Origin of the sequence: Conexibacter sp. CPCC 206217, assembly GCF_030646165.1 — a bacterium.
Taxonomy (GTDB): domain Bacteria; phylum Actinomycetota; class Thermoleophilia; order Solirubrobacterales; family Solirubrobacteraceae; genus Conexibacter.
Window position 1 is genome coordinate 97928 of record NZ_JAUTDO010000006.1, and the last position, 12715, is coordinate 110642.

The window sequence follows — 12715 nt, forward strand, 5'->3', positions numbered from 1 at the left end:
GCCGAGCATGTCCGCCGCGCCAGCCCACGCCGCAGCCGAGCCGGAGGGGTCGACGCCGCGCCTGCGGCGCCCGCGCCGGCTGCCGCCGGGGGCCGCGATCGTGCTCGCCTACATCGCGCTGCTGGTCGGCGGGCGCCTCGCCTATCCGGGCTTCTTCGACGGCCAGAACCTCGAGAACCTGCTGCGCCAGAACGTCGGGCTCGGCCTGACCGCCCTCGGCGTCGGCTTCGTGATCATCTGCGGCGGCTGGGACCTGTCGGTCGGCTCGACCGCGAGTCTCGCGGGCGTCGTCTTCGCGCGTGTCGCGCTCGACGACTCGGTCGTCGTGGCGGCGTTCGCCGGGCTCGCCGCGGCGCTCGCGGCCGGGGTCGTCAACGGCCTGCTGGTGACGCGGCTGCGGCTCGACTCGTTCATGGCGACGCTCGCGACCGGCGTCGTGATCAGCGGGCTCGCGCTGACCGTCTCGGTCAGCGGCGGCGTGACGGTCGACAAGTCCGGCTTCTCCTACCTCGGCCTGGCGCACTGGCTCGGGATCCCGCTCGACCTGATCATCCTCGTCGTGATGTTCGTGCTCGGCGGCGTGCTGCTGGCGCGGATGCGCTTCGGCCAGCACGTCCACGCCGTCGGCGGCGACCCCGAGGCGGCGCGCCTGGCCGGCATCCCGGTCAAGCGCGTGCGCGTGCTCGCGTTCGCGATGTCGGGCGCGCTCGCGGGCCTCGCCGGCCTGATCGCGACCTCCAAGGTCGGGCTCGCGCAGGCCGACGCGAACGCCAGCCTGACGCTCGACGCGATCGCGGTCGTCGTCGTCGGCGGGATCTCGATCCGCGGCGGCGAGGGCGCCGTCTGGCGGATAGCGCTCGGCCTGCTGATCCTCGCGACGCTGAACAACCTGTTCGACGCACTGCAGTGGTCCCAGCAGGTGCAGGAGGTCGCGAAGGGCGGCGTGATCCTGCTCGCGCTTGGCGCCGAACTGCTGTCGCGCAACCCCGGCGCGTGGCGTCGCCGGCTGCGGCTGCGCGCGACCTGACCGCCGAGCCGCCCGCTCGTTGTGCGGGCCTACAACGGCCCGCGCCGCTTGCCGCGGCGCACCGCTCTCCAACGAGGAAGATCGACGCGTCGGACCGCAGCGCGACGGTGGCCCGTAGTGCCGGCCGCCGCGCGCGACCAGGTCAACCAGGAGGAGAGGTTCCATGCGTAAGCACCGCTTCGGGCGCGTCGGCGCGCTCGCCGGCGCCGTTGCCGTGATCGCCCTCGCAGGCTGCGGGAGCGACAGCTCCAGCGGCGGCTCGGGCTCGACGGGATCGAGCGACTCGGGCAGCTCCGGCGAGGTCTCGGTCGACGTCGGCACGGGCACGCCGGTGAAGGTCTCGGGCAAGCCGAGAATCGCCTTCTACATATTCGGCGGCGGCAACGCCTACGGCGTGGCGGAGAGAAAGGGCGCGCTCAGAGCGGCCGCCGACTACGGCGTCGACGTGACGCTGTACGACGGCGCGTTCGACGCGCAGAAGCAGTTCAACCAGGTGCAGACGGCGATCAATTCAGGCAGATTCAACGCCTTCTCGCTGGACCCGGTCGACGCCAACCTCGTCTGCAACCTCGCCAGCAGAACCGCGCCCGCGAGAGGGATCGTCGTGTCGGTCTTCGACCAGCCGCTGTGCGGCCGCTACGCGCAGCCGACGATCGAGGGCCTGTGGCAGCCCGGCACGCTCAACTTCGTCGCCGGCTACTTCACGATCCAGCGGATGCACGACTGGCTGGAGGCGATCGTCAGAGAGTTCCCCGGCCCGCAGAAGGTCGGGCTGATCACGGGCCTCGCCGTCGACTCGCTGTCGAAGGACTTCGACTCCGAGGTCGAGAGAGTCAAGCAGGAGCACCCGGAGTTCGAGGTCGCGGGCGAGCAGCGCACCGACTACACGACGACGAAGGGATACGCGGCGGCGCAGACGCTGCTGCAGGCGAACCCCGACCTGACGCTGATCATCTCCGACTACTCCGACCTGACCGTCGGCGCGTCGAAGGCGATCGAGCAGGCCGGCAAGTCCGACCAGGTCAAGCTCGCCGACTTCGGCGGCTCGAGCGCCGTGACGAGAATGGTGCAGGACGGGTCGGTCGCGCTGACGACGCCGACGTACCCGTACTCGGAGGCGACGAACTCGATCAAGTCGCTGGTCGACGCGTTCGAGGGCAAGAGAGTCCCGCGCGTCGGGCCGCTGCCGTTCAAGGTCTACACGAGAGACAACATCGCCTCGTACAGACCGGAGTTCTAGGGCGCGCGACGGCGCGCGGCGCGGCCGGTTGTCGCGCGCCACAACGACGCAGCGGCGCGGCTGGGCAGGCCGCGCCGCGGCGCGGCAGGGTTGGACTCGGGGCGCCCGCCGGCGGCGGGCGCCTGCCATCGGGCGAGCAAAGGAGGCAGACGCCGTGAGCGGCTATCCACGACCAACGCAGCTGACGCTGCACGTCGAGCGCGAGGCGGTCGACGGAAGGTGCGGCGGGTGCGGCGGATCCGGCCTGGAGCGCTACCCGGTGCTGTCGGAGGGCGGCTGGTTCACGGTCGTCAAGTGCCCGCGCTGCCTCGCCAGCGCCGCGCGCGAGCGGTGGTCGCGGCTCGGTCCGATCGAGCTGCTGGCGGACACGCTGTGAGCCCCGCGGCAAGCGGCATGATGGGCGTCGACGTCGGCGGCACGTTCACGGACGTGATCGCGATCGTGGACGGGCGGATCGTCACCGGCAAGGTCCCCAGCCGGCCGTCGGCGCCGGAGGACGCGGTGCTGGAGGGCGCCGCGATCGTCGGCGCGCGGGAGATGGCCGCGTTCAACCACGCCAGCACCGTCGGGCTCAACGCGGTCATCACGCGCAGACTCGGCAAGGTCGCCTTCCTGACGACCGAGGGCCATCGCGACATCCTCGACGTCGGCAACACGTGGCGGCCGTTCGAGGCGCTCACCGACGCCTCCTGGCGGCGGCCCTTCGGCGACGCCGCCGCGCCGCTGGTGCCGCGCTACCTGCGCCGCGGCGTGCGCGAGCGGATGACCGTCGACGGCACGCCGCTGATCGAGCTGGACGCGGCGCAGGCGCGCGAGCAGCTGGAGCTGCTGCGCCGCTGCGACGTCGAGGGCGTCGCCATCTGCCTGCTGCACGCCTACGTCAACCCGGACCACGAGCGCCGCCTGCGCGCGCTCGTGCGCGACGTGCTCGGCGACGTGCCGTGCTCGATCTCGTCGGAGGTCTCGCCGCTGGCGAAGGAGTACGCGCGCGCCTCCACGACCGTCGTCGACGTGATCATGAAGATCGTCTACGGCGGCTACACCGCGCGCCTGGAGCACGGGCTCGGGGAGCTCGGCTTCGGCGGCGACCTCAACTTCGCCGACTGCGCCGCGATGCTGCTCGCGTCGGACTTCGCGATGGAGAGCCCGGCGCGGATCATCTTCGCGGGGCCGGCCGCCGGCACGGTCTCCAGCGCCCACTTCGGCACGTTGATCGACGAGCCCAACCTCGTCTGCGCCGACGTCGGCGGGACGTCGTGCGACATCTCGATCGTGACCGACGGCAGGCCGTTCGTGAACACGACGTTCGAGATCGAGCACGACCTCGTCGTCAACGCGCTCTCGACCGAGATCTCGACGCTCGGCGCGGGCGGCGGCAGCATCGTCAGCGTCTCCTCGACCGGCGAGCTGCGCGTCGGCCCCGCCAGCGCGGGCGCCGAGCCCGGCCCCGCCTGCTACGGCCGCGGCGGGCAGGCGCCGACGATGACCGACGCGGCGCTGCTGATCGGGATCCTCGACGGCGAGCGCTTCGCCGGTGGGCGGATGAGACTGCGCGAGGACCTCGCGCGCGACGCCTTCGCGGCGCTGGAGCTGCCGTTCGACTTCGCCCAGCGCGTCGCCTACGCCTGGAACCTCGGGCTCAACACGATCGCCGAGGGGCTGCTCGACATCGCGATCTCGCACGGCGTCGACCCGCGCGACTACACGCTCGTCGCGTACGGCGCGGCGGGGCCGATGATGCTGCCGTCGGTGATGGAGCTGGTCGGCCTGCGGCGCGTCGTCGTGCCGCCGCATCCGGGCCTCTTCAGCGCGCTCGGCCTGCTCAGCGCCGACCTCGTCTACGCCGACAGCCGCAGCGCGTACACGCTGCTGGACGCGGCCGCCGCCGAGGAGATCGACGCGGTCTTCGCGGCGTTGGAGGAGCGGCTGCTGGCGCGCGTCGGGGATGCGCGCGGGCGCGCGCGGGTGCTGCGCAGCTTCGACGGGCGGCTGCTGGGCCAGAGCTGGGAGACGCCGTTCGTCGAGGCGCCCGCGGGGCGGATCGACGCGGCCGCCGTCGAGCGGATGGTGCAGAGCTTCCACCGCGAGTACGAGGCGCGCACCGGCAACCGCTTCGACCAGATCGCGGTGCAGGGCGTGACCTACCGCGTGCAGGTCGTCGTCGAGTCCGACAAGGTCGACTACCCGCGGCTGGGGCGCCGTGCGCAGGGCGGGGCGCCGGTGCCGCTGCGCACGATCCCGCTGCACCACCTCGGCGCGCTCGGCGAGCAGCAGCAGGCGACCGAGCACGCGCGCGACCAGCTGCTCGCGGGCGACCGCATCGAAGGGCCGGCGCTGGTGCGCGAGTCGATGTCGACGACGTTCGTGCCGGCCGGCTGCGTCGCGACCGTCGGCGAGCTGGCGGAGATCGCGATCGAGCGCACGACGAGAGGAACGAGATGATCGAGCTGACGAACGCGGCCGCCGCGCGCACGCCGCTGCGCGAGCTGGACGAGGCGACCTTCCAGGCGCGCTACGACTGCGACCGCTTCACCGCGACCGTGCTGGCGAGCCGCTACCGCTACGTCGTCAAGCACATGTGCACCGGTCTGCTGACGAACGCCTTCTCGGCGTCGCTGCGCGACTGGTACGACTTCGCGGCGACGATCTCCGGCCCGCCGGAGCACGACTACCCGATGCCGGCGGTCAGCGACAGCCTCGCGCTGTTCCTCGGCACGATGGCCGACGGGACGCGCAACATCGTCGAGGAGTACGGCGCCGAGCGGCTGCGCCCCGGGGACGTGCTCGTCTGCAACGACCCCTACCGCGTCGGCAACCACGTCAACGACATCCTGTTCGTGCGGCCGGTCTTCGCGGGCGAGCGAATCGTCGGCTTCGTCAACCTGAAGGCGCACATGCTCGACATGGGCGGCACGGTCCCGGCCGGCTTCAGCGCGACCAAGCGCAACGTCTACGAGAACGGCGTCGTGATCCCGCCGATGCTGATGTACCAGGACGACGAGCCGGTCCGCTCGACCTTCAGCCTCCTGTTCGACAACGCGCGCATGGGCGAGCTGATGCTGCCGGACGTCAAGAGCATCTTCCAGAACGTGCTGCTCGGCGAGCGGCTGCTGCGCGAGACGGTCGAGCGCTACGGCGCCGAGGCGTGCGTCGGCGCGATGCGCTACGCCTGCGACCAGTCGGCCGACGCGATGGCGGACGCGCTGGAGCGGATCCCCGACGGCGTCTACGAGGGCAGCGACACGATCGACGCCGACGGCGTCGACGCCGAGGAGCAGTTTCGCGTCGCAGTGCGAATCGTCAAGCGCGGCCGGCGCGCGGAGCTGGACTTCAGCGGCAGCTCGCGCCAGGCGCGCACGTGCATCAACTGCGGCTGGATGGACACGAAGACCGCGGTCGGGGTCGCGCTGAAGTTCCTCGTCGACTCCGAGGGCGCCTTCACCTCCGGCGCGTTCCGCCCGCTCGACGTCGTGCTGCCGCCGGGGACGTTCGTGTCCGCGATGCCGCCCGACGGCGCGATCATGGTCTATTGGGAGAGCAGCCAGCCGGTCGTGCACGCGATCTTCCGCGCGCTCGCCGGGGTGCTCGGCGAGGACGCGATCGGCGGCGACCTCGGCTCCGGCTGCATGCACAACGCCAACGGCGTGCGCGACGACGGCACGCCGTGGGTCAGCGCGCTGCACGCCGGCGGTGAGCACGGGCCGTGGGGCGCGACGAAGCACGGCGACGCCGACAGCTACCAGGTCATCATGCTCTGCAACAACCTCGACACCGCCGTCGAGGCGTGCGAGGCGGAGAGCCCGATGATCCTGCTGCGCAAGGAGTACGCGCCCGACACCGGCGGCGCGGGCGTCAACCGCGGCGGCGCGGCGGTGCTGAAGGACTCGCTGTGGCTGACGCCGGCGCAGCACTACTCGACGCCGCTGCACCTGCGCCACCGCAGCGGCTTCGGCGTGCACGGCGGCGCCGACGGCGCGGGCGGCGGCGTGTGGCTGTTCGAGCCCGGCGTGTTCGACGTCGCGGACGCACGGCGGCTGCCGGACGACGGGTCGCAGCGCTACCGCGAGGCGATCGCGATCGGCGGCGTGCTCGACCCCGCGACGCAGCTGCCCGATCCCGCGGGCGAGTACGTCTTCTACGCCGACGTGCCGATCCGCGACACCGCGCGCGGCGCCGTCTACCGCTACCGCACCAACGGCGGCGGCGGCTGGGGCGACCCGTTCACGCGCGCGCCGGAGCGGGTGATGCGCGACGTGCGCGACGGCTACGTGAGCGTCGGCGGCGCGGCGCGCGACTACGGCGTCGTCGTGCTCGGCGATCCCGCGCACGACCCGGAGGGACTGACCATCGACGCGGCTGCGACGGACGCGCTGCGCGAGGCGACGAGGGAGGCACGATGAAGGGAGCGATCCTGCTCGAGTACGGCGAGCCGCTCGTGATCGAGCGCATCGACGCGTTCGAGCTCGGACCGAAGGACGTCCGCATGCAGGTGGAGGCGAGCGGCGTCTGCCACTCCGACTGGTGGGCGATGAGCGGGCTCTACCCGCTCGAGCTGCCCGTGATCATGGGACACGAGGGCGCGGGCGTGGTGCTCGAAGTCGGCGCGCACGTCACGCGCGTGAAGCCGGGCGACCGCATCGTCGCGGCGCTGTACGCGGCCTGCGGGCAGTGCTGGCACTGCGTCCGCGACGAGACGAACCTGTGCGACCACCACCCGGTCGTCCACCACGTCAAGCATTCGCAGCGCGCGCAGGGCGACGGCCGGCTGGAGGGGCTCAACGGCCTCGGGACGTTCGCCGACGAGATGGTGATCGACGAGTCGATGGCGGTGAAGGTCGAGACCGACCTGCCGGGCGAGCAGCTCGCGCTGCTGGGCTGCGGCGTCACGACCGGCGTCGGCGCGGCGTTGAACACGGCGCGCGTGAAGCCGGGCTCGACGGTCGCGGTGGTCGGCTGCGGCGGTGTCGGGCAGTCGGTCATCCAGGGCGCGGCGATCGCCGGCGCGGCGCGGATCGTCGCGGTCGACCCGACCCCGCTCAAGCGCGACGTGGCGACCGCGTTCGGCGCGACCGACCTGGTCGACCCCGGCGACGGCGACCCCGTCGAGCAGGTGCGCGAGCTGACCGGCGGGCGCGGCGTCGACTACGCGTTCGAGGTCGTCGGGCGGCCGCAGACGATGATGCAGGCGTACGAGATGGCGCGCCGCGGCGGCACGGCGGTGATGGTCGGCGCCGCGCGCAACGAGGACGTGATCTCGTTCAACGCGTTCGAGCTGCACCACGAGAAGACGATCAAGGGCTGCACCTACGGCTCCGCGCAGGTCCACCGCGACCTGCAGATGCTCGTCGACCTCGCCGAGCAGGGCCGCCTCGACCTCGCCGCGATGGTGACGCGCACGTTCGCGCTGGAGCAGATCAACGAGGCGTTCGACGCGATGCACGCGGGCACGGTCGTGCGCGGGGTCGTCGTGCCGTAGGACTCAGCTTGCCGCGGCCGGCTGCGCGGCCGCGGCGAGCGTGTCGAGCGACGGCGCCCGCTCCAACTCCGCGACGGCGGCGGCGAGCGCGTCGGCGCGGTCCGCGCCGACGACGGGTGTCGCGAGCGCGTCGAACTTCGACCGCAGCACGTCCCACTGGGCGGCGAGGCCGGCGTCGGCGACGGGCGCCAGCACGTCGACCTCGGCGCTGTGGCGCGCGCCGCCCGCGAGCGTCAGCTCGACGCGGCTGCAGAACAGCCCGCGGTCGGCCACCGGCACGAGCACGACGCGCTCGCTCAGCGCCCGCAGCCGCGCGTCCGCGACGGCGGCGTCGGTGAAGCCCGCCGGTCCGGTGTCGGCGCCGCAGAGCGCGAGCGCCGCGACGTGGGCGAGGCTGAACTTGCCTTCCAGGCCCGTGCGGGGAGCGGCGATCGCGCAGAGGTCGAGCGCGCCGTCGGCGACCTCCAGCGAGATCCGCTCGACGGCGTCCGGGTCGATCGCCTGCGCCGTCCGGATCTGCCGCACGCCCTCCAGCGCCGAGTGGGTCGCATGGCAGCAGGCGTGCAGCTTGAAGGCGTTGCCGGCGATGCCCGCGCCGACCGGGTCGGCGAACGGCGCGCGCGCCGCGCTGAAGTCGTCGGCGTGCGTCCAGGCGAAGCCGACCGGCGCCTCGATCGCGTCGCCGGGCGCCGTGAAGCCGGCGGCGGCGAGCTGCGTCGCGAGCACGCCGCCGCTCGCCGCCGCGCCAGCGTTGAGCGGCTTGGCCATCGTGCCGAAGACGGCCTTCAGGCCGGCGCCCTGGTCGGCCGCGATCCCGAGCGCGACGGCGAGCCGCTGCGCGTCGAGGCCGGCGACGCGCCCGGCCGCCGCCGCCGCGCCGATCGCTCCGAGCGTGCCCGTGTTGTGGAAGCCGCGCGCGTAGTGGGAGGGGCCGATCGCCGGGCCGATCAGGTGCAGCGCCTCGAAGCCGGCGACGACCCCTTCCAGCAGCGTCGCGCCGCTCGCGCGCTGCGCCTGCGCGAGCGCGAAGGCGGCGCTCACGACGCACGCGCTGCCGTGCGTCTGCGCGGGCGGGAAGCTGTCGTCGAAGTCGATCGCGTGGGCCGCCTGGCCGTTGGCGAGCGCGGCCTGCACGGCGCTCGTGCGCAGCCGCGCGCCGAGCACGTCCGCGCGCGCCGCGCCGCCCTCCGCGCGCACGACCGACTGCACGATCCGCGCGGACGGCTCGGCCGACCCGGTCAGCGCGGTCGCGAGCCAGTCGAGCACGCAGTGGCGTGCGCGCTCGATCGCGGTCGGCTGCAGCGCGGCGCGCTCGAAGCCGGCCAGCCGCTGCGCCAGCGCGGGGGTGAAGCCGGCGCCGGCGGCGCCGCGCGCGTCTCGGTCCTGCTGTCGCGTCACGCTCATGCAGGCCACTCTGCACCGCCCGCGGGGCCGTCGCGAACGGTGTCGCGGACGCCGTTGTCGGGGCTCACAAGCCGCTGCGCGCACACCCCCTCGCGGGCGTCGCGGACGCCTCTACGCTGCGCCGATGATCACACGACTCGAAGGCGTCGACGGACTGCGGGACCAGGTCGGCGCCGACCTCGGCGTCAGCTCCTGGCACGACGTCACGCAGGCCGCGATCGACGCGTTCGCGCAGGCGACCGGCGACTTCCAGTGGATCCACGTCGACGTCGAGCGGGCGCGCGCGAGCGACTTCGGCTCGACGATCGCGCACGGTCTCTACACGCTGTCGCTGGGGCCGCTGCTGAACACCGAGGTGTTCGACGTCGCCGGCTTCTCGTTCGGGCTCAACTACGGCTTCGAGCGCGTGCGCTACCCGGCGACGCTGCCGGTCGGCGCGCGCGTGCGGATGCACGCGCTGCTGCTGAGCGCGACCGAGGTGCCGGGCGGGATCCAGATCGTCGTGCGCCAGACGTTCGAGCGCGAGGGCGCCGACAAGCCGGCGTGCGTCGCCGACGCCGTCTCGCGCTGGATCGTCTAGACGACCGGCAGCGTCGTGCCCGCCGCGGTCGCGATGTCGATCACCTCGGCGCCGACCGCCGCCGTCGTCGTGACCGCGGGGGCGGCAGCGGGGGCGGCGGCACCCGCGCTGCCCACCGCGATCGCCGGGTCCGCGTCGTCCGCCGCCGGCGCTGTCGCCGCCGGCGCCGCGAGCGCACCGCGCCAGCCGCCGATCCAGCCCCTCAGCTTGAAGACGAGCATCGCGAACTGCGCGGTCAGCTGATCCTCCGCGTCGGCCATCACGTCGAGGCCGGTCAGCTCGTGGATCTTGCCGAGCCGGTAGCGGACGGTGTTCTCGTGGATGCCGAGGATGCTGCCGGTCGCGCGCACGTTGCGGTTGGAGTCGCAGAAGGCGGCGAGCGTCGCGAGCAGCTGGACGCGGTCGCTGGAGTCCTCCAGCAGCGCGCCGGCGGCGTCGAGCGCGAAGCGCTCGGCCGTCTCCGGGTTCGTCGAGGCGAGCAGCAGCCGCCCCGCGCCGAGGTCGTCGGTCGCCAGCACCGTGATGCTCTCGTCGGCCAGCAGCGAGGTCATGCACTGCACCGTGCGCTCGCACTCGGCGATCGCGCGCGGATAGTCGGGGATCGCGCGGCAGACGGGCGAGACGGCCGCCACGACGCCGCCGTCGGGGGCGATCGCCGCGACGACCTCCTCGACGCGCCGCTTCGCCGCCGCGATCCCGGCGCGCGCGTGCACGTCGTCGGGCAGCCGCAGCAGCAGCGCGACGCCGGCCTCGACCGCGGCGCAGAACGGGCGCTCGACGAGGCCGACGCGCGCGAACGCCGCGTGCACGTCGGCGACCGCCGGCGCCGAGCCGTCGGAGCTGGGCCGGCGGTGGAAGAGGCAGACGACGTGCGGCACGTCGAGCGCGAGCTGGTGGAAGCCGGCGCGGCGCCCGAGCGAGCGCTGCTCGTCGAGGCCGTGCAGCAGGTCGCGCACGAGCGACTCGCGCGCGTGGCGGTCGGCGTCGACCGCGCGCCGCTCGGCGCTCAGCTCGAGCGCGACCATCGTCGCGGCACGGCGCGCGAGCATCGCGTCATAGGTCGTCAGCCGGCGGCCGTGGTCGACCAGCACGACGTAGCCGCAGGCGTCGCCGCGACCCTGCACGCGCGCGACGAGGTGACGGCGGTGCAGACCCAGCGACGGGAACGGGCCGATCACTCTCGGCTGACCCGGCTGCAGCTGCGCCAGCGCGGCGGAGACCTCCGGCGCGCAGCGGACCGCGGGGTCCATCAGCCGCGGCACCGCCGTCTCGTCGGCGTCGGCCAGCGCCAGCGCGAGCTGCTGGCAGCCGGCGTCGTAGATCCCGCACGGGTGGGTCGTCATCGTGACGATCGAGTCGGCGATCTCCTCCAGGCTGGCGCCGTCGAGCACCTGCTGGCTGAGCTGGTCGTCCATCGCGGAGACCTGTCGCAGCAGGCGGTTCTGGCGCACCACCGTCTGCAGCGTGTCGCGCATCTCGGCGCCGCGGCGCGCCTGCGAGATCGCCACGGCGCTGAGGTTCGCGAGCGCAGCGGCGAGGCGCTGCGCGGCGGGCGTGAAGACGTGCGGCACGGCGCCGTTGTCGAGGAACAGCAGGCCGAGCACCTCGTCGCGCAGGATCATCGGGACGCCGAGCATCGAGTGGATGTCCCACTCCAGCATCGCGCGCCGCATCGGGCGCGGATCCTCCAGCGCGTTGACGATCAGCACCGGCTCCTTGGTGGCGAGGATCTCCTGGGTGAATCTGTCGGCCTCGATCCCCGCGACCGAGCGCGCCATCCAGGCGTCGGCGTCGCGGCGCGGGCCGGGGTGGGCGACCTTGCCGCGGAAGAGGCCGTGGTCGGTGTCGCGCAGGTACAGCGCGCAGCGGCTGACGCCGGTGACGTGGCAGACGCGCTCGGCGATCAGGTGCAGCAGGCCGTCGAGGTCCGTCTCGGCGCTCAGCGCAGCGGCGATCGCATCGAAGGCCGCGACGACGTCCTCGACGTCGGGCTCGTGGGTGCCGTGCGGCTCCTCAGCCGCACGAACTGCGTACACGGTCACTTCTCTCTCCTCCGACCGAACGTCGAGCAAGGCTACATCACGGTTCAACCGGTGAGTAGAAACCTACTCACCGGTGTCCTTCATTCACTATCTCTCACGCGACCATTCCGATCGCCTGCCCACCTGTCACGTTGAGAACCTGACCGTGGACGAAGTTGGACCACGGGGTGCACAGCAGGAAGATGCCGCCGGCCGCCTCCTGCGGGGTCGCCGGGCGGCCCAGCGGCGCCAGCTGCGGCGCGGTGTCGCGGATCCGCTCTGGGATCCCCAGCTGGACGCGCTCGCCGTCGATCTCGATCGCGTTGTCGGCGTCCATCGAGCCGGTCAGGCGCGTCTGCACCCAGCCGAAGGCGACCGCGTTGACGTTGATCTTGAACTGCGCCCACTCCTTCGCGACCGTCTTGGTGAGACCCACCATCGCCGCCTTGCCGGCGGCGTAGTTGGCCTGGCCCGGCGCGCCCATCGTGCCCGCGATCGAGGTGACGTTGACGACCTTGCGGAAGACCTCGACGCCTTCGTCGCGCTCGGCCTTCGCGGGTTCGCGCATGTGCGGCGCGGCCGCGCGCAGCACTCTGAAGGGCACGACCGCGTGGATGTCGAGCATCCGCTGGTACGCGTCGTCGCTGAGCTTGTGCACGACGCCGTCGAGCGCGTAGCCGGCGTTGTTGACGACGATGTCGAGCCGTCCCCACGCGTCGATCGCGGTCTGCACGAGCCGCTCGGGCTCGCCGGCCTTGGTCAGGTCGCCCGTGTGCAGCGCCGTCTCGCCGGCGATCTCGTCGGCCGCCGCGCGCGCCGCGTCGGCGTCGAGGTCGTTGACGACCACTCGCGCACCGGCGTCGGTGAGCAGCTCGGCCGTGGCGCGTCCGATGCCGCGAGCCGAGCCGGTGACGATCGCGACGCGACCATCCAAGATTCCCATTGCGTGTGTCCCTTTCTGGAGAAC

10 protein-coding genes are annotated in these 12715 nt (G+C 73.1%); 7 read left to right on the forward strand and 3 right to left on the reverse strand.

Going from position 1 to position 12715, the window contains the following annotated elements; genetic code table 11:
- Window positions 1-7: 7 nt before the first annotated feature.
- From Q7L65_RS17490 to Q7L65_RS17515, 6 genes are all read left to right on the forward strand, one after another.
- Window positions 8-1027 (forward strand): ABC transporter permease, encoded by a 1020-nt coding sequence (locus Q7L65_RS17490; protein ID WP_304723014.1) that lies wholly within the window; start codon window positions 8-10, stop codon window positions 1025-1027.
- Window positions 1028-1190: 163 nt separating this feature from the next.
- Complete coding sequence (locus Q7L65_RS17495) at window positions 1191-2267, forward strand: sugar ABC transporter substrate-binding protein (protein ID WP_304723016.1); 1077 nt, start codon at window positions 1191-1193, stop codon at window positions 2265-2267.
- Between the two features lie 154 nt (window positions 2268-2421).
- Window positions 2422-2643: a hypothetical protein gene (locus Q7L65_RS17500; RefSeq protein ID WP_304723017.1), complete on the forward strand. Its 222-nt coding sequence runs from the start codon at window positions 2422-2424 to the stop codon at window positions 2641-2643.
- Window positions 2640-4709, forward strand: coding sequence for a hydantoinase/oxoprolinase family protein (locus Q7L65_RS17505; protein ID WP_304723019.1), 2070 nt, complete (start codon window positions 2640-2642; stop codon window positions 4707-4709). Before Q7L65_RS17500 ends, Q7L65_RS17505 begins: the two co-directional genes overlap by 4 nt.
- On the forward strand, window positions 4706-6667 hold the full coding sequence (locus tag Q7L65_RS17510; protein ID WP_304723021.1) for a hydantoinase B/oxoprolinase family protein: 1962 nt from the start codon (window positions 4706-4708) through the stop codon (window positions 6665-6667). Before Q7L65_RS17505 ends, Q7L65_RS17510 begins: the two co-directional genes overlap by 4 nt.
- Window positions 6664-7743, forward strand: a complete 1080-nt coding sequence (locus tag Q7L65_RS17515) for a zinc-binding dehydrogenase (protein WP_304723023.1) — start codon at window positions 6664-6666, stop codon at window positions 7741-7743. Before Q7L65_RS17510 ends, Q7L65_RS17515 begins: the two co-directional genes overlap by 4 nt.
- A 3-nt stretch (window positions 7744-7746) precedes the next feature.
- Here Q7L65_RS17515 and Q7L65_RS17520 read toward each other — a convergent pair whose 3' ends face one another.
- Window positions 7747-9147 carry an MmgE/PrpD family protein gene (locus Q7L65_RS17520; RefSeq protein WP_304723025.1) on the reverse strand — a complete coding sequence of 467 codons (1401 nt, stop codon included), beginning with the start codon at window positions 9145-9147 and terminating at the stop codon, window positions 7747-7749.
- A gap of 124 nt (window positions 9148-9271) precedes the next feature.
- Here Q7L65_RS17520 and Q7L65_RS17525 point away from each other — a divergent pair, with 124 nt between their 5' ends.
- Window positions 9272-9727, forward strand: coding sequence for a MaoC family dehydratase (locus Q7L65_RS17525; protein ID WP_304723027.1), 456 nt, complete (start codon window positions 9272-9274; stop codon window positions 9725-9727).
- On the opposite strand, the gene Q7L65_RS17530 is transcribed toward Q7L65_RS17525, so the two are convergent.
- Both Q7L65_RS17530 and Q7L65_RS17535 read right to left on the reverse strand, forming a co-directional pair.
- Entirely contained in the window at window positions 9724-11769 is a 2046-nt protein-coding gene (locus tag Q7L65_RS17530) for a GAF domain-containing protein (RefSeq protein ID WP_304723029.1), read from the reverse strand. The genes Q7L65_RS17525 and Q7L65_RS17530 overlap by 4 nt on opposite strands.
- A gap of 94 nt (window positions 11770-11863) precedes the next feature.
- On the reverse strand, window positions 11864-12691 hold the full coding sequence (locus tag Q7L65_RS17535) for an SDR family NAD(P)-dependent oxidoreductase (RefSeq protein ID WP_304723030.1): 828 nt from the start codon (window positions 12689-12691) through the stop codon (window positions 11864-11866).
- Window positions 12692-12715 lie beyond the last annotated feature (24 nt).